18 protein-coding genes are annotated in these 18726 nt (G+C 24.0%); 3 read left to right on the forward strand and 15 right to left on the reverse strand.

The window, feature by feature from the left end; translation table 11 throughout:
• Nucleotides 1-2: 2 nt before the first annotated feature.
• Nucleotides 3-2126, reverse strand: a complete 2124-nt coding sequence (gene pta / locus QZ401_RS02575) for a phosphate acetyltransferase (RefSeq protein ID WP_295164677.1) — start codon at nucleotides 2124-2126, stop codon at nucleotides 3-5.
• A gap of 54 nt (nucleotides 2127-2180) precedes the next feature.
• Nucleotides 2181-3383, reverse strand: coding sequence for an acetate kinase (locus QZ401_RS02580; RefSeq protein WP_295164679.1), 1203 nt, complete (start codon nucleotides 3381-3383; stop codon nucleotides 2181-2183).
• A gap of 127 nt (nucleotides 3384-3510) precedes the next feature.
• Between QZ401_RS02580 and nadE the strand changes: the two genes are divergently transcribed.
• Nucleotides 3511-4317 carry an ammonia-dependent NAD(+) synthetase gene (nadE, locus tag QZ401_RS02585; protein WP_295164682.1) on the forward strand — a complete coding sequence of 269 codons (807 nt, stop codon included), beginning with the start codon at nucleotides 3511-3513 and terminating at the stop codon, nucleotides 4315-4317.
• A 26-nt stretch (nucleotides 4318-4343) separates the two neighbouring features.
• Here nadE and sirB1 read toward each other — a convergent pair whose 3' ends face one another.
• The 3 genes from sirB1 to prfA all read right to left on the reverse strand — a co-directional run bounded on the left by sirB1 (nucleotide 4344) and on the right by prfA (nucleotide 7224).
• Nucleotides 4344-5153, reverse strand: coding sequence for an invasion regulator SirB1 (sirB1, locus tag QZ401_RS02590; RefSeq protein ID WP_295164684.1), 810 nt, complete (start codon nucleotides 5151-5153; stop codon nucleotides 4344-4346).
• 161 nt (nucleotides 5154-5314) lie between these two features.
• A complete protein-coding gene (prmC, locus tag QZ401_RS02595) occupies nucleotides 5315-6142 on the reverse strand; it encodes a peptide chain release factor N(5)-glutamine methyltransferase (RefSeq protein WP_295164686.1) in 828 nt (275 codons plus the stop codon).
• A complete protein-coding gene (gene prfA, locus QZ401_RS02600) occupies nucleotides 6139-7224 on the reverse strand; it encodes a peptide chain release factor 1 (protein ID WP_295164688.1) in 1086 nt (361 codons plus the stop codon). Before prfA ends, prmC begins: the two co-directional genes overlap by 4 nt.
• Nucleotides 7225-7553: 329 nt before the next feature.
• On the opposite strand from prfA, the gene ispE reads away from it, so the two are divergent.
• Nucleotides 7554-8426, forward strand: a complete 873-nt coding sequence (gene ispE, locus QZ401_RS02605; RefSeq protein ID WP_295164690.1) for a 4-(cytidine 5'-diphospho)-2-C-methyl-D-erythritol kinase — start codon at nucleotides 7554-7556, stop codon at nucleotides 8424-8426.
• 76 nt (nucleotides 8427-8502) lie between these two features.
• Nucleotides 8503-9450 carry a ribose-phosphate pyrophosphokinase gene (locus QZ401_RS02610; RefSeq protein ID WP_295164693.1) on the forward strand — a complete coding sequence of 316 codons (948 nt, stop codon included), beginning with the start codon at nucleotides 8503-8505 and terminating at the stop codon, nucleotides 9448-9450.
• Nucleotides 9451-9544: 94 nt separating this feature from the next.
• On the opposite strand, the gene QZ401_RS02615 is transcribed toward QZ401_RS02610, so the two are convergent.
• The 10 genes from QZ401_RS02615 to nuoI all read right to left on the reverse strand — a co-directional run bounded on the left by QZ401_RS02615 (nucleotide 9545) and on the right by nuoI (nucleotide 18713).
• Nucleotides 9545-9799: a CvpA family protein gene (locus QZ401_RS02615; RefSeq protein WP_366664894.1), complete on the reverse strand. Its 255-nt coding sequence runs from the start codon at nucleotides 9797-9799 to the stop codon at nucleotides 9545-9547.
• Nucleotides 9790-9993 carry a CvpA family protein gene (locus tag QZ401_RS03165; RefSeq protein WP_366664887.1) on the reverse strand — a complete coding sequence of 68 codons (204 nt, stop codon included), beginning with the start codon at nucleotides 9991-9993 and terminating at the stop codon, nucleotides 9790-9792. Before QZ401_RS03165 ends, QZ401_RS02615 begins: the two co-directional genes overlap by 10 nt.
• 41 nt (nucleotides 9994-10034) lie before the next feature.
• Nucleotides 10035-11273, reverse strand: a complete 1239-nt coding sequence (gene folC, locus QZ401_RS02620) for a bifunctional tetrahydrofolate synthase/dihydrofolate synthase (protein WP_295164694.1) — start codon at nucleotides 11271-11273, stop codon at nucleotides 10035-10037.
• A 117-nt stretch (nucleotides 11274-11390) separates the two neighbouring features.
• Nucleotides 11391-12161 carry a hypothetical protein gene (locus tag QZ401_RS02625; RefSeq protein WP_295164695.1) on the reverse strand — a complete coding sequence of 257 codons (771 nt, stop codon included), beginning with the start codon at nucleotides 12159-12161 and terminating at the stop codon, nucleotides 11391-11393.
• A 230-nt stretch (nucleotides 12162-12391) separates the two neighbouring features.
• Nucleotides 12392-13852 (reverse strand): NADH-quinone oxidoreductase subunit N, encoded by a 1461-nt coding sequence (locus QZ401_RS02630; RefSeq protein WP_295164696.1) that lies wholly within the window; start codon nucleotides 13850-13852, stop codon nucleotides 12392-12394.
• Between the two features lie 31 nt (nucleotides 13853-13883).
• Complete coding sequence (gene nuoM, locus QZ401_RS02635) at nucleotides 13884-15389, reverse strand: NADH-quinone oxidoreductase subunit M (RefSeq protein ID WP_295164698.1); 1506 nt, start codon at nucleotides 15387-15389, stop codon at nucleotides 13884-13886.
• Nucleotides 15390-15476: 87 nt separating this feature from the next.
• Nucleotides 15477-17324: an NADH-quinone oxidoreductase subunit L gene (gene nuoL, locus QZ401_RS02640; RefSeq protein ID WP_295164699.1), complete on the reverse strand. Its 1848-nt coding sequence runs from the start codon at nucleotides 17322-17324 to the stop codon at nucleotides 15477-15479.
• Entirely contained in the window at nucleotides 17321-17623 is a 303-nt protein-coding gene (gene nuoK, locus QZ401_RS02645) for an NADH-quinone oxidoreductase subunit NuoK (RefSeq protein WP_158336960.1), read from the reverse strand. Before nuoK ends, nuoL begins: the two co-directional genes overlap by 4 nt.
• Nucleotides 17624-17664: 41 nt before the next feature.
• On the reverse strand, nucleotides 17665-18156 hold the full coding sequence (gene nuoJ / locus QZ401_RS02650; protein ID WP_295164700.1) for an NADH-quinone oxidoreductase subunit J: 492 nt from the start codon (nucleotides 18154-18156) through the stop codon (nucleotides 17665-17667).
• A 14-nt stretch (nucleotides 18157-18170) separates the two neighbouring features.
• Nucleotides 18171-18713, reverse strand: coding sequence for an NADH-quinone oxidoreductase subunit NuoI (gene nuoI / locus QZ401_RS02655; protein ID WP_295164702.1), 543 nt, complete (start codon nucleotides 18711-18713; stop codon nucleotides 18171-18173).
• Nucleotides 18714-18726: the final 13 nt, after the last annotated feature.

The following is an 18726-nucleotide window of genomic DNA, read 5'->3' on the forward strand; positions in this document are numbered from 1 at the left end:
ATTTATAAAGATTGAATTGATGTCAATGCAATTGTATAAATGATATCTTCAATTGACGCACCTCTTGATAAGTCATTTACTGGTTTTTTTAATCCTTGTAGCATTGGTCCAATACAAATCAGATCTGTTGAACGTTGAACAGCCTTATAAGTTATGTTACCAGAATTTAAATCTGGAAAAATAAAAATATTAGCCGATCCTAAAATAGATGAATAAGGAGTTTTTAACTTAGCAACTTCTTTTGAAATCGCCGCATCATACTGAATTGGACCATCAATAATTAAATTAGGTCTTTTTCTCTTTACGATAGAAGTAGCATCCCTAACTTTTTCTACTTGCCATCCAGATCCAGAAAAACCAGTAGAATAAGATAACATTGCTACACGTGGTTCTATACCGAATATTTTTGCTGAATCAGCAGATTGAATTGCAATTTCAGCTAATTCTTCTGCATTTGGTTCTATATTAATGGCACAATCGCCATAAATTAAAACCTCATTTGGTAACAACATAAAAAATATAGATGAAACTAAAGAATAAATAGAATCAGTTTTAATGATTTGCAATGCTGGACGTATAGTATTAGCAGTTGTATTAACTGCTCCAGAAACTAATCCGTCAACTTCACCAGATTCTAATATCAATGTTGCTAAAACAACGTTATCTTTTAATTGTTTTTTTGCAAAAACTTCATCTATGTTTTTATTTTTACGAATTTCTAATAAACGTGAAATATATTTATCTCTTATTAAAAAAGGATTTATTATTTCAATGTTTTTATTTAAAAAAATTCCATTTTGATTTGCAATACTATGTATTTTTTTTGGGTCACCTAATAATATACATTCTGCTATACCTAAACGATGACATATCTCAGTTGCTTTTAAAATACGTATTTCATATGATTCAGGAAGTATAATACGTTTAGATTTTATTTTAGATAATTTTTTTAATCGATAACAAAAATTTTTAGGTGAATACATTTTTTTATAATCAATAGTAGTTTTATTCTTTCCACTGATTAAATAGATTTTATCAAAAAAACTAGAAATATATTCTAATAAATTTTTAATAAAAACTTTGTTTTTAAAATTAATATTAAAATCAAACTTTTGTAATTGAGATAATATTTCTATTGTATTTTGTTTCGTAAAAAATACAGGAACACCTTGATTTATCAAAAATTTTAATGATTTAATAAAATTTTCATTTAGTTTTAATACTCCTGTTAATAAAATTGCACCTATTTCTTTTGGTTTTAATAATAAACGCAATGTTTTAAAAAATGTTTCTATTCGACTCGAAGCAACTAATACCAATGTATTAGTATATTTTTTTTTCAAAATTATTGAACAATCTTCATCAAATATTTCTATTTTTTTTATAAAAGTATTTTTTATGCTTATTGTATTTACAAGATTTGCATTTAAAAATTTAAAAATATTTGTTACAGATGATTGAAGTAAATTTTTATTCCAAGGAATAAAGGCTATAACAGTAAAAAAACCATTAAAAGAAAATTTTTTTTGAATTTCATTAATGCATATACTTTGTTTTATATTTTGCAAAATTATTAATTTATCAATAAAATTATATTTCATTTCAATAAAAGGAGAATTAATTTCATTAAAAATTACACCTAAAAAATTTTTATATTTTTTTTGCTGTAAAAAAAAACGGATTTTTTCTTCTTTTTTTCGAAAATATTTTAAGGATAATTCTTTTAAATTGTCTATTAATATTACTTCTGCATCTATATTTTGTGCAATATCAAAATTGATTTGATCCGCATCATAATGCTCTCTTTTATTAATCCCCTTGATTAAAATTAATTCATTCGTCTTCTCTCTATTAAAACATTCTTTAATAATTTTATTTACAAGAGAAGAATATTTGCAAGAATTAAAAATTTCTTTAGAAAAATTTATATCATCTATTATATTTATACTTTTTAAAAAATATTTTCTGATAAAGTTTGTATTATCTGATTTTATAAGAGAAAAATAAGAAAAAGATTTAAAATAATTTTTTTGTTCTTCTTTGTTAAAAAAATAAAGTAAACTTAAACTAATTGTAGTTAAACTAACGTTTTTATCTAAAGGTACTAACATTATAATGCGTGACATAATTTTTTTTTATTTTAATTTAATATAAAAAATACTATAAAATAATTATGATTTTTAACTAATTATCTTCATAGTCTCCTGAGCTATTGCTAATTCTTCATCTGTTGGAATAACAAATGCTGGACGCGATTTATCTGTAGTAATTAATCCATGTTTTCCATTTTTCATGATAAAATTGCGTTTTATATCAACTTCAAAACCTATTAAAAATAACTTTGATAAAGTGATTTCTCTAATTAATGGAACATTTTCACCAATGCCTCCAGTAAATACTATAGCATCCAAACGATTTTCCATTAAAGCCATATAAGAAGCAATGTACTTAGATAAACGATGACAGAATATATCTACAGATAATTTTGCATTTTTTTCAAATTTATAATTTTTTTCAAAATAACGAAAATCACTACTTATTCCACTTAAACCTAATAAACCAGACTTTTTTGTGAGTATTGTATGAATTTTATCAATACTCATACCAAGTTTTTGGTGCATAAAAAAAATAATTGAAGGATCTATATCACCACTACGAGTACCCATTACTAATCCTTCTAAAGGTGTTAGTCCCATAGAAGTATCTACACATATTCCATTACAAATTGCAGAAACAGAAGCTCCATTACCTAAATGACATGTAATAATATTAAGTGAATTGAAACTTTTATTCAAAATAATAGCAGCTTCAGAAGCAACATAGTGATGGCTTGTACCATGAGCTCCATATCGTCGAATACGGTGTTTCTTATAAAGAAAATAGGGGATGGCATATAAAAAAGAAGTTTCTGGCATACTTTGATAAAAGGATGTATCGAAAACAGCTACATTTTTTTTTGAAAAAGTAGGAAATTTTTCTATAGCTATTTTAATACCTACTAAATTTACTGGATTATGTAATGGAGCAAATGGAATGGCATTTTGAATCAATTGAATAATATTATCATCTACTAAAACAGATGATTTTATTTTATTTCCTCCATGAACTACTCTATGACCTATACCTACAATATTATTAAATATATTTTTTTTTTCCAAAAGAAATTCATCAAAAATAAAGTTTAAAGCATCTTTATGAGATAAATTAGAGCCTATACATTTTTTGTGTTCTATTCCTAAATATTTCCATTTAATATAAGTTTCTGATAAAAATAAACATTCTACTAAACCAGACAAATATTTTTTTTTATTATTAGGATTTAATATTGCAAATTTTATAGAAGAACTACCACAATTCAATACAAAAATTAAATTATTCAACATTTTTTACCATTTTTTATTTGTGAAAATAATTATATTTTAATGTAAACTTTCGAAATTATTATTTTTAATATATAATAATTAGCTTTATTAACAAAGTTAATATTTAAAAAAAACGATAATAAAAAAAATGACATTACAAAAAAAAATTATCAAATTATTAGGTGTTAAACCTCTAATTATACCAAAGAAAGAAATAGAAAATCGTATTCAAATATTAAAAACGTATTTAATTAAAAACACTCATTTAAAATCGTTAATAGTAGCTATTAGCGGAGGACAAGATTCAACTTTAACTGGAAAGTTATGTCAATTATCAATTCAGGAATTGCGAAAAGAAAGAAAAGAAAAATCTTATCAATTTATTGCATTACGGTTACCATATGGTACACAATTAGACGAAAAAGATTGCAGAGATGCAATTGATTTTATAAATCCAGATCAACTTTTTACAATTAACATAAAAAACGCAGTGTTAAACAGTGAAACATCGTTAAAAAATCAAGGAATAAAAATATCAGACTATATCAAAGGAAACGAAAAAGCAAGAGAAAGAATGAAAGTACAGTATAGTATTGCAGCTGTAAAAAATGGACTAGTTGTTGGAACAGGAAACGCAGCAGAAACCATTACTGGATTCTTTACAAAACATGGAGATAATGGAACAGATGTTAACTTAATTTCTAAATTAAACAAAAGACAAGGAAAATTATTATTAAAAGAATTAAAATGTCCTGATCATTTATATTTAAAAAAACCAACTGCTGACCTTGAAGATGAACATCCACAAAAAGAAGATGAACTAGCTTTAGGTATAACATATAATGAAATTGATGATTATTTAGAGGGAAAAAAAATAAACACTTTAAACAAAAAAATAATTGAAAAATTATATTTAGCAACAGAACATAAACGTAAAATAATTAACTTAGGATAAAATATTTAAATAATATCCTAATACATCTAATGTAATACCATTTTTTTCTGCTCGATAGCATGAATTTGTACTTTAATTATTTCACTAATAGGATCTTCAGGGCAATTTTCAACAAAATAAATTAAATCTGTTAAAGCAACATGATTACATTCTAAGTTTGCATATATTAATCCTCTATCACGGATTTCATATGGATCATTCGGATTTATTTGTAACAATAAATTGCTCACATTTAATGCTAATTCCATTTTTTTTTCTTCCATTAATGCTGATTTTAATGTATCTAACATTTTACGAACAACAGTAATAGATTCAGATTTGTATAAATCGTTTTCATATAGTTCTGCAGTAGGACTAATATTACCTTTTAACCATACTTCTAAGGTATGCTGATCTAAAATTTCTCCATTAAAGGGATTAATCAACCATTTTTTTTTATTTATCCAGTCTGCTCTTAAAATTAGTTGTGTAGGAAAGACTACAGGATGTAACGGTAATTTTAATTCTTGTGCAATATGTAAAAAAAGAACACCTAGAGAAACAGCAGTACCTCGACGAGTTTTTAAAACATTATCAATCCATAGCATATCTGAAAGTTTATATATCCCGCTTGCAGAACCAAAATTCCAATTTTTATAAAAAAGTGTCAGTAATTTTTTCAATTTTAAATTCGGTTCAATTTCAGATGAAATATAAGATTTTGCTTCTTTTACCTTGTTATATAAATCAGAAACTACAGATTTTGTAGGAAAATCTTCTCTAATAACCTGAGAAGTTGCAATAATAGAATCGAAAAGTGATAATTTAGAAAAATCAATATTGGGAAAAGATTTCATATTATTAGTTATAGCAACGTTTTTTAGATAAAAAAATTTAAAATTTATAAGTAGATATATATTAATATATATTTTATGATAATGTAAAATTATATTTTTGATATTTTCACATATAAACAATACTGAATCATTTCATTAAAAAAAATATTTTAATAAATTTATTATTTTTTTCGACCAATAGTAACTCGATCATTACCTCCATAATCTTTAAAAGATTCTATGTAAAAAAAATTATGTTTTTTAAATAAATATTGTACCTTCAATTTTTGTTTCCATCCGTGTTCGATTAACAACCAACCTTTATCTAACAGATATTGACTGGCTTTTTGTATAATTAATTCAATGTCTAACAATCCATCTTTTTTTGATATTAATGCATTAAATGGTTCATAAAAAATATCTTTTTTAAGTAACTTTATTTCTTTTATGCTAATATATGGAGGATTGCTAACAATAACATGAAATTTTTTATTTATATGTGAAAACCAATCACTATAAAAAAATTTTACATTTTTTAAATTAAATTTTAATGCATTCATATTGGCTATTTTAAGAGCTTCATTTGAATTATCAACACCAGTAATATCCCAATTAGAACAAATACTAGCTAAAGCTAAAGCAATCGCTCCACAACCAGTCCCTAAATCAAGGATATATTTTGAACTTTTGTCAATTTTAGACAATACTTTTTCTACTAAAATTTCAGTGTCTGATCTAGGAATAAGCGTTGTATATGAAACACATAAAGATAAAGACCAAAAATCTTTTTTTCCTATTATATAAGCTATAGGTTCACCTAGAGATCTTCGATAAACAAAATTATTTAATTTTTTATATTGTGCTTTACTTAACGTAATTGTATCATCAATTATAATTGAAATACGTGTACGTTTTAAAATATAACTCAACAAAATCTCAGCTTCGTATCGAGGATTATCAAAATGAGATAATGTTCTAATTGCTTTTTTTAACCAGTAGTTTATATTCATAATTTAAACTGAGATAAAGAAGCAAGCATATCTGCTTGATACTCTCGCATTATTGGATTGATAAGTAAATCTAGTTTTCCTTGCAAAACTTCATCTAGTTTATATATAGTAAGATTAATTCTATGATCTGTAATTCTATTTTGAGCAAAATTATATGTTCTATTTCTATCTGATCTCTCACCGGTTCCCAATAAAATTCGTCTCATAGATGAATTTTCTTTTTGACTTTTTTCTAATTTATCAGCGTACACGCGAGCAGATAAAATAGATAAAGCTTTAGCTTTGTTTTTATGTTGTGATCTTTCATCTTGGCATTCTACTACATGTCCAGTAGGAATATGAGTGATTCGAATAGCAGAATCAGTAGTATTCACATGTTGACCACCAGCACCAGAAGAACGAAAAGTATCAATTTTTAAATCAGAAGACTTAATTTCTTCTTTTTCAGTCTTAGGCCTAACAGGCATAATTGCTACAGTACAGGTTGATGTATGAGTTCTTCCTTGAGATTCTGTTTCAGGAACTCTTTGCACACGATGTCCTCCAGACTCAAATTTTAAACGACCACATGCACCTTTTCCTGTAATTTTGGCTATTATTTCTTTAAATCCTCCTCTCTCGTTCTCACTTAAGCTCATTATTTCTGTTTTCCACATGCAATTTTCAGCATAACGTGTGTACATTCTAAATAATTCTCCGGCGAAAATTGAAGACTCGTCTCCTCCTGTTGCTGCTCTAATTTCAATAAAACAACTATGCTGATCATTAGGATCTATAGGTAATAACAATATTTTGATATCATCTTCTAATTTTTTTTTTTGTTTTTTAACTATAAAAAGTTCTTCTTCAGCCACATCATGCATTTCTATATCATTACATAACAAATTAATATTTTTAATATCATTTTCTAATTTTTCCCATTTAATAAAATTTTTAACAATCTCAGAAATTTTTAAATATTCTTTAGATAAATTCTTAAACTTTTCTTGATTTGATATAGTATCTTTTTGAGAAAGCATAATTTCAATTTCTTCGTAACGATTTCTCAAAGATTTTAATTTATTAAAAATAGATGAATTCATAAAATATTATCCTGTTTATAATCTATCTTATAAATAATTTTATTTATTGAAAACAAAAAAATACGAAATATTAATTATACATATTGAAAATAGAGAAATTATGTACGTTTAACATAATTTTTAATAAATAACTATTTTTTTAAAAAAAATATATCAGAATAATTTTAAATTAAATATCTTAGTAAAAAAGAGATGTTTTTAATATAATTTCAAAGAAAATAAAAATAAAATGTTTTCAATTAAAATGATTATATCATTTTTAACATTTTTCAGTATAATTTTAACTAACATTAATATAAAAATAATTATTTTAAGATATAAATATTAAAATGATATATACATGGCCATCTCCTGCAAAAATTAATTTATTTCTTTACGTAACTGGTATTCGTTCAGATGGATATCATTATATACAAAGTTTGTTTCAATTTCTCAATTATGGTGATACGTTAAAAATTATACCAAATAAAAAAGGTACTATTGAACTATTTACCAGAAACAATTCCCTTTTAAATATAAAAAACAGCATAATTACTGCAGCTGAATTACTAAAAGAAAAAGCGTTATATTATGGAAGAAGAAAAAATTCTAATTTTGGAGCAAAAATTTTTTTGAATAAAAAAATACCCATTGGAAGTGGATTAGGAGGTGGTTCATCTAATGCTGCAACCACATTAATTGTACTAAATAGTTTGTGGAAAATAAAATTTACTTTAAAAGAACTAGCCACATTAAGTTTAAAAATAGGTTCAGATATACCGGCTTTTATCATGGGAAATACAACAATTGTTGAAGGAATAGGCGAAATTTTACATCCTATTAATAGAAAAGAGAAATGGTACTTAATTGTTTATCCTAATATCCCAATATTAACAAAAGATATATTTTCTAGCTATTCTGTTAAAAAAAACACAACAAAAAAACCAATTAATTTTTTATTAAAATCACAGTTCCACAACGATTTTGAAAACATAGTTAAAAAAAATAAGAAAATAAAAAAATTAATTTCTATGTTATCTCTTTATGCACCTTCACGTATTACTGGAACAGGATCCTGTATTTTTGCTGAATTTAACGACGAAAAATCTGCACAAAAAATATATTCTCTACTTCCTTGTAACGTTCAAGGATTTATTACAAAAAGTGTTAATGTTTCACCATTGCATCGTGCTTTTTACAAAAAAAATATGCAGTTTTTTTAATTAAAAAAAACTAGATTATCTTAATATTTAAATAATTCAAAAAATAAACTTTTAAATAAAAAAAACAAGGTTTTTTATGCCAGATATGAAATTATTTGCTGGAAACTCCATTCCAAAATTAGCAAAATTTATTGCACGTCGACTTTATATGAATTTAGGAAATGCAGCTGTAGGTAGATTTAGCGATGGTGAAATTAGTGTTCAAATAAACGAAAATGTTAGAGGCAGTGATGTTTTTATAATTCAATCTACTTGCTCACCTACTAATGATAATATTATGGAATTAGTTGTTATGGTAGATGCATTAAGAAGAGCATCGGCTGGTAGAATTACAGCCGTTATTCCTTATTTTGGATATTCTCGTCAAGATCGTCGTGTAAGATCAGCACGTGTTCCAATTACAGCCAAAGTAGTAGCTGATTTTTTATCTAGCATTGGAGTTGATCGAGTGTTAACAGTAGATCTTCATGCGGAACAAATACAAGGTTTTTTTGATGTACCTGTAGACAATGTTTTTGGTAGTTTGATTCTTTTAGAAGATATGTTGCAAAGAGAACTAAAAAATCCAATTGTTGTTTCACCAGATATCGGCGGAGTAGTAAGAGCTCGAGCTATTGCTAAACTTCTTTATGATACCGATATGGCTATTATAGATAAAAGAAGACCTCGTCCTAACATTTCTCAAATCATGCATATCATTGGCGATGTGGCAAATAGAGATTGTATTTTAGTTGACGATATAATTGACACAGGAGGAACACTTTGCAAAGCAGCTGAAGCACTTAAAGAAAGAGGAGCTAAAAGAGTCTTTGCATATGCGACACATCCTATTTTTTCTGGAAAAGCGTCAGAAAATTTAAAAAAATCTGTTATTGATGAAGTAGTTGTATGTGATACTATTCCTTTACAGGAAAAAATTAGATTATTGCCAAATGTAAGAACTTTAACGTTAGCAGGTATGCTAGCAGAAGCTATAAGACGAATTAGTAATGAAGAATCTATTTCTGCTATGTTTGAACATTAAAATTTTTTTAAAACTAACTCTAATAATTCTAAGCACACTATATTTTTTATTAATGTGCTTAGTATTTTAAAAAATTATAAAAATTAGCAGAAATTCAAAAAAAATAATCTTTTATATGCAATAAAAATTTAATTAATAAAGAATGCTTTAAATAATCTAAAGAAATTAAATCTTTAAAATAAAAAACAAAAAAAAGCATAAAAGAAACTAATATGATTCCCCGAAATAAACCAAATATACCTCCTAAAATAATGTTTAAATATGAAAATCCAATTTTTATAAATACTTTTTTTAAAAAAAAATTTAAAATAATGTTTAAGATATAAAATATAAAAAAAATTATAATAATAAAAAAAAATTGTTTTTAATAAAAAACTTTGATTTTTTTAAATAAAAAGAACTAAAATAATAATAATTACTAAAAAAATAAATACTAAAAAGTAAAATAAAAAAAGAAATTAATTCTTGAACAAAACCACGAAACAGTCCAAAAGAAACAGAAATAAAAATAATAAAAAGAATAATATAGTCTATAAAAATCATGATTTTTTCCAAAATTATATTCTTATATATAATATTAATTTTTATCTTTTCATAGACATAAATTCAGAAACAGTAAAAAAAGAACCAAAAACTAAAACAACATCTTTTTTAGTTACAACCTTTTTGAGAGCTAACCAAGCATCATTAATATTTTTAAAAAAAAATGCATTGTGCAGAGGTAATCTTGTTTTTAAATAATTTATACTAGCACTACGATTTGTTTTTAAATTTAAAGCATACCAATAGTCAATTTTTTTTTGTAAAACTTGAATAACTCCTGTAACATCTTTATCTTTTAAAATTCCAAAAATAGCATATATTTCCCCTTTTATATCTATTTCATCAATTTTTTCTGAAAGATATAAAGCAGCATTAACATTATGAGCAACATCAAGAATAATTCGGGGACAACTAGAAATCGTTTGAAATCTACCAGATAATTGAACTTTAGGAATAGTAGTTCTTAATATGTTTAAATTAACTTTTAATCCAGAATAGAATAAAGACGATAGAGCAATAGCTGTATTAGATAATGGTATCTGAGAAATAGGAAGATTATACAATTTAATATTTGAATGAATAAAATCCCATGAATCAATATTTTTTTTTCTCCAAAACCAATCTACATCAATTTTTTTTAAAATTGTTTTTTTTTCTCTAGCTATCTGATTAACAGAGTTTGGAATATTTTTTTCTCCAATAACTGCGATTTTTCCTTCTCTAAAAATACCAGATTTTTCACGACCAATACTTAAACGATCTGTTCCTAAAAAAGAAGTGTGATCGATTCCTATATTAGTAATAATAGATAAATCTGAATCTATAATATTAGTAGCGTCTAAACGTCCTCCTAAACCTACTTCTAATATTATAACATCTAAAGAATATTGACTAAATAAAAATAAAGCTGAAAGAGTAATAAATTCAAAATAAGTTAAAGAAATATTACCTTTTTTAGAATCTATAACTAAAAAAGAAAAGATATGATCTTTTTCACTGAGATATGATCCATTAACTCTAATTCTCTCAGAATAATTTATAAGATGTGGAGAAGTATATAATCCTACTCTATAACCTGAATCTAAAAGTACTCTTTCTAACATTGAGCAGGTTGTTCCTTTTCCGTTAGTTCCACCAACAGTAAAAAAGAAAGATTTTAAATTCAATAAACCTAATTTTTTTGCAATCAATCTTAATTCAAAAAGATTTTTTCTATTTTTTCTATTAAATTTTTCTAAATATTTAATCCACATAGAAAAAGTATACTTTTTTTTATACATTTTTTTTACTTATTAAAAAAATTTTTGTTTTTTTTCTAAAAACAGCAAAAAATATAAAAATTATATTTTTAACTACTATAAAAAATAAACAAAACTTTATGTTTTTTAAAAAAATTGTCAATATTTTTTAAAATTAAAAATGAGACTTATTAAAAACATAACAATGAATATTACCAGTATAGTAGCTAAGGTTAAAAAAATTGAAATAGGAAAAAATTTTTCAATTAATATTTTTAATCCGATAAACATTAAAATTAGTGATAAAGCATATTTCATTATAGGAAAAACTTTTAAAAAATTTGCTGTAAATAAATACATAGATCTTAAGCTCAAAACAGCAAAAAAATTTGAAGAAAAAATAATAAATAAATCGTTAGTAACAGAAAAAGAAGCAGGAATACTATCTACTGAAAATACAATATCACTCAATTCTATAAAAATAAGAGATATGAATAAAGGTGTTATATATATTTTCTTTTTCACCTTTAAAAAAAACTTTTCTCTATTAATATTTTCAGAAACTCTGAAAAATTTATAAATCCATAATTTTTTTATATTTTTTTCTTTATTATCAAATTCTGTATTAGAAAAAAAAATACATTTAAAACTAGTTAATATAAATAATGTCCCAAACAAATATAAAATCCAATTGCATTGAGAAAATAAAACACTTCCAGAAAAAACAAAAATAGAACGTAAAATTAAAGCACCTAAAGAACCATATAACAAAACTTTTTTTTGATAAATTAGTGGTATTTTAAAAGATTTAAAAATAAGAAACCATGCAAAAACGTTATCAACTGAAAGTAAGATTTCTAAAAAATAACTGGTTAAAAAACAAATAATTTTTTCATTAGCTACTTTAGTTCCTTTATCACTATAAATCATAAACCAAAATGTAAAAATAAATAATAAAAATAGAAAAAAATAAGAAAAAAAGCAATTTTTTAAAAAAAAACTTGTTTTTTTTACATCTTTAAAAATATGTTTACTGAACATTAATATAATTAAAATCAAGAAAAAAAATGGTAAGATAAAAAAGAAAATCATTAAAAATATTCTTATTATATTTTTTAATAAAAATTATCATTTTTATATAAAAAAACTAAATTTTTAAATCATTGAGCTAGATTTATTAAATTAATTAATAGATTAGGATATATTCCTAATACCAACAATATTATTCCAGAAATAAATATTAAAATCCCGGAAGGAGTATATAACCAAAAACGAGATATTTTGATATTGTTAAAAAATAATTCTTCTGACGGATTTAAATACATATTAATAATTAATCTTAAATAACCGTATAAACCTAATACTGTACCAATTAAGAAAGAAAAACTTAGAGCCCAAAAATGATTTTTTATAACAATAGAAAAAATACAAAATTTACCAAAAAAACCTAAAGTTATAGGAATTCCCGCTAAAGAAAGCAATATAATTGTAACTATAGTAGCTAAAAGAGGTTGTGACCAAAATAAACCTTTGTATAAATGAATTGAATCCATATCATGATTATAAGCACTAGAAAATAAGTTAATAACACCAAAGTATGCTATGTTAGCGAACAAATAATTAAATAAAAAAATTCCACTTGTTTGCAAAGAAAAAAAATACTCATTTTTTGATAGAAGTAATGTTATTAATAAATAACCTAATTGTGATATAGATGAATAACCAAAAAATCTTTTAATATTATTTTGAAATATAGCCATTAAATTACCAAATAATATCGAAAAAAAACTAATCAATGACAATATTAAAAATATTATTTTGTGATCCAAAATTGAAAAATATGAAAAAAAATAAAGTAAAAGACTAAAAATTGCAATTTTTCCAGAAACAGAAAAAAAAGATAAAACAGATGCAGGAGTTCCTTGATAAATATCAGCTATCCATAAATGAAAAGGAACCAGAGATAACTTAAAGAAAAAAGACATTAATATCATTATGATACCAAATAAAACCATTATTTTTTCACTATTTGATAAATCAGAAAAAATTTGATTTATACATAAAAGACTAAGATCTCCGGAGATAGCATATACCCATGAAATACCTAATAATAAAAAAGAGGAAGAAACACCAGATAAAATAAGATATTTTAAAGATGCTTCTAAAGAATACTTTTGAATATTAGAATAAGCAATTAAACCAAAGATTGGTAAAGACATTAATTCGATATTAATAAATACAGATGACATATGATTAGAAACAGTTAAAAAAATTGCACCTAATGTTGAAAGAAGAGTTAATAAATAAAATTCTTCTTTATTAAAAGCGTATTTCAACAACCAAGGATAAGCAAAAACACATGTGGCAATACTAGAAATTATAATCATACTTATATATAAAATAGAACGTCTGGTAATATGAAATAAACTAGTTATATTAATAGGTACTATAGAAATTAAAAAATATAATGAAAACAGACTTACTATTAAACTAAATACACTTAAAAAAGCAACAAAAAAATGATTTCGATTATAAGAAATAGATATAATAACTATTACTACAGCTAGTAGTAAAACTAAAAATGGTAAAAGTGCTATTAATTCTTGTAGATTAATTATCATTATTAATCATAACCTTATCTTTAAAATAGAATTAGTACATTCTTTTTGAAAAATTATATATGAAATGTATAGATTCAAATGAAATATTTAATATTTTTTGAGGAATGAAACCTAAAAAAATTAATGCAAAAATTAATACTATTGATATCCAAAATTCTTTTATATTCAAAAAAAACGTTGGAAAACTTTTTTTAGATACACCATAATAAATTTTTCGAATCATATTTAAAGAATAAATAGATGAAAAAACAATACTTATCGTTGCAACTATAGATATCAACGGATGTTTTTTAAATATGCCAAATAATATCAAAAATTCACCAATAAAATTTCCTGTTCCTGGAATACCTAAATTTGATAACGCAAAAAATAAAGAAAAACCTGGAATCCAATAAACATTTGTCCATAATCCCCCCATTTTACTTATGTCTTGTGTCTTTAGATATTTATAAATTTGACCTGACAAAATAAATAAAGCAGAAGTAGATATACTATTAGATAACATTTGAATAATTAAACCTTGAAAAGATATTTCGTTACCACCATAAATAGCAATTAACATTAATCCCATATGAGAAATAGATGAGTAAGCAATTAAACGTTTAATATTAACTTGAGAAAAAGCAATCCAAGCTCCATAAAACATACTAAAAAGACCTAAAAAAATTGCTATAGGTGCAAATTGTTCTGTTGCATGAGGAAAAAACATTTTATTATAACGCAAAAGACCATATGGAGCAGTTTTTAATAAAGTACCAATTATATCTATAGCACCGCAATAAGGGGATTTTTCATGAAAATCCATTAACCATCCATGAAAAGGAACAATTGGCATCTTAATTATAAACGCCAAAAAAAATCCTAACATAATAATATATTCTATATTCTGATCAACTGGTTTCAGAAGTAACAAATCATAATTAAAAGTTAAAATATTATTATTTTTATAATAATTTAGTACTAATAATAAAATTGATGCTAACATTATCAAACCTGACGTTTGAGCATATATAAAAAACTTGTTAGCAATATTTATACAAATTTTTTTATTTTCTTTTTCTTGACCCCATAATGAAATTAAAAAATACATTGGAATAAGTATAATTTCCCAAAAAAAGAAAAATAAAAATAAATCAAAAGCAATAAAAATACCGATTGTACCAGTTAAAACAAGCATAATGTTTAAATAAAAAAATCCTTCATTTTTTTTAATTTCATTCCATGAACACAAAATAGCTATTATCCCTAAAAATGAAGTTAAAAAAAGCATAACAATTGAAAAACCATCAACAGAGATATGAAATTCAATTCCAAGACTTGAGATCCAAGGAAATATTAATTGATAGCTTGAATGAGGATAACTTTGCATTTGATAAGTACAAGAATCTTCAAAAAACCATATTTTAAAAACAGTTAATAATGTTAATCCCATTCCTATTAATGCAATCCAACGAGGAATGTTTTTTTGAAATCTAAAAGAAAAAAATGAAAAAATACCACTAAAAAATGGAATTATAACTAATAGAGAAAGCAACATCAGACGTAGATTCCTATTATTTACTATATCTATATAATCAAAAAAAAGAGGTTTTTAAAATTTATAAAAAAATAATTAAAAGATATTTCATGATAAAAAAGAGCATAAAACTAAGATAAAAAACAAGTTAATACCAATCAACATTGTTGATATATAACATTTCACATTACCATTAACACTTTTTAATAAAATTAAATTAATTTTTTTAATAAACTTAACAAAAAATATAGGAAAAAAATTAAATGATTCATAAGATAAAATTTTAGATATAAACAAATAAGATTTAATAAATAAAATTTTATAAAAAAAATCAAAACACCATCCGTTTAGCAAAAAATTGTGAATTAATCTGATTATTTTCAATTGAAAAAATTGAAAAGTCCAATTTGGGTTTTTAATCCAAATATAATAAGCTATAAATATACCAAAAAATGATATAAAACTAGATATAATTTCATATAAAAATTTACCATTTTCTGAATTTTGAGAAATAGGAAAAACATAAAACAAAGGTAGTTTTATTATAAAAAAACCAAAAAAAGTAGAAAAAAATAATAAAATTAATAATGGTAAATTATGTGCTAATCTTTTATTAGAAAAAATAAAAGAAATATTACTCCTATGAAAAATAACAAAAATCATTCTAAACGTATAAATAGATGTTAATAAAGAACAAAACAAACCAACTAAAAAGAAATTAATATGACCATTTTGTAAAACACTAAATAAAATATTTCCCTTACTGTAAAAACCTGCTGTAATTAAAGGAAAAGAAATTAAAGATGCACCGCCAACTAAAAAAGACATGTATAAAAGAGGACATTTTAAACCCAAATTACTCATCTTAAATATATTTTTTTCATTATTACAAGATAAAATTAAAGAACCTGAAGATAAAAATAATAATGCTTTAAAAATAGCATGAATAATTAAATGTAAAATTGCTGCAGTCCATGCTTGTACACCTAAAGCCAAAAACATATAACCTATTTGACTCATGGTAGAATATGCAAGAATACGTTTTATATCTGTCTGAACTAAAGCGGAAAAACTAGAAATAAATATTGTTATTATACCAATAAAACTTACAAGGTATAATATTTTAGGAGTTAACAAAAATAAAAAATGTGTTCTTGCTATTAAATAAACACCTGCTGTTACCATAGTAGCTGCGTGTATTAGGGCAGAAACAGGAGTAGGACCGACCATAGCATCAGACAACCAAGTATGTAATGGTAATTGCGCGGATTTTCCAATTACTCCTATTAACAAGCATAATGTAAGAAAACTTAAATCAGAACAATCTTGTATATTTAAAAATTTTGATAAAAATTTAATTTCTTGAAAATTAAAGGTACCATATTTCTTATATATTAAAAAAATTGAAACTATTAAAAATACATCTGAAATTCTAGTTAAAATAAATGCTTTAAGAGCACAGGAATTATTGTTAGAAGTTTTATAATAAAAACCAATTAATAAATAAGAACATACACTTACAATTTCCCATCCTAAATACATAAATACAAAATTATCTGCTAAAACTAGTAAAGACATACTTGCTATAAACAAATTAGTATATGCAAAAAATCGTGAATAACCTTCTTTACCTTCCATATACCAACTAGAAAAAATATGTATTAATAATCCTATTCCTATAATCATCGACAACATACTTAAAGACAATCCATCTAAAATTAAACTAAAATCTATACTTAATTCGTTAACAGAAATCCAACTGCATAATTTTTGAGTAAAGATTTGAGATGAATGGTTTACAAAATTTGTCATATAAGAACAAGTAATAACAAATGAAATCAATATTGTAGATATACCTATAATAGCTGTATTTCTTTCAGAAATAGTTCCTTGTATAAGAGATAAAAATAAAAAACCTATTAATGGAAATAAAATTATCAAAAAAATAATATTCATCCACTCATCTCACTTAAAACATTGATGTTTAATGTTTTTTGACGTCTATAAAGTTGCAATAATAGAGCTAATCCTACACTAGCTTCAGATGCAGCTAATGTGATAGCAAGTATATACATTATTTGACCATCAGATTGTTTCCAATAACTTCCTACTACTACTAATGCCAATGCAGCAGCGTTCATCATTATCTCTAAACTAATTAACATAAACAGTACATTTCGACGAACTATAAGAGATGTCAAACCTAAAGTAAATAATATTAATGATAAAAACAAACCATGAAACAAAGAAATCATAAAATATTACCTTTTTAATAATTAAAATGATTGTTTTTAATTCATTTTTTTTCTGTTCCAATATGGAAAACTACAACTAAAGCAGATAATAAAAGTAAAGAAGAAAGTTCTACTAACAACAAATATGGACCAAATAAATTAATACCTACATCTTTTGCATCAATTAAAGTAAAATATATTTGTTTGTTTTCAACGAAAAAAATAGCATATGTCATTGTTAAAAATAATATTAATGATAAAAAACTTGGGCCAATCCAAAAAATAGGATTTAAATATTTTTTTTCCTGAAGATTATATTTTTCACCAAGATTAAGCATCATAATTACAAAAACAAAAAGAACAATAATTGCTCCTGCGTAAACGATAACTTCTAAAGCACCAGCAAAAAAAGCTCCGAATATAAAAAAAATACCAGATATTGATAAAAGTGAAATTATTAAATATAATAAAGAATACACTGCATTTTTTTGAATAATAACCAATAAAGTAGAAACAACTGCTATCAGAGAACACGTGTAAAAAACAAACTCCATTAAACTATTCCTCCTTATGGTAGTAAATCTTTTACATTAACAGGTTTTAATTCACTTGACAATTCACCTACTTTTTTATCTTTAATAACTACGCCAGAAAAATTATAAAAGTCATAATCTGGATATTTTCCTGGTCCTGAAATCAGTAAATCTTCTTTTTCATACACTAAATTTTGTCTTTTAAAATCTGATAATTCAAAATCAGGCATTAATTGAATAGCAGCTGTAGGACACGCTTCTTCGCATAAACCACAAAAAATACAACGAGAAAAATTAATTCTAAAAAATTTTGGATACCAACGACCATTTTTTTTTTCAGATTTTTGAAGAGAAATACAATCAACTGGACAAGCTACAGCACATAGATTACAAGCTACGCAACGTTCTTCTCCATTTATATTACGTGTTAAAATAACTCGACCTCGATATCGAGGAGATAAATATAATTTTTCTTCTGGATACATTTTAGTTTCAGATTTAGAAAATATGTTTTTAAAAACCATCCAAATACTTCTTATTTGTACTAAAAATCCAATAATAATTTCTTTTAAAATCATACAATTTATCTCT

It is taken from the genome of uncultured Buchnera sp. (assembly GCF_913776765.1).
Lineage (GTDB): Bacteria > Pseudomonadota > Gammaproteobacteria > Enterobacterales > Enterobacteriaceae > Buchnera > Buchnera aphidicola_AO.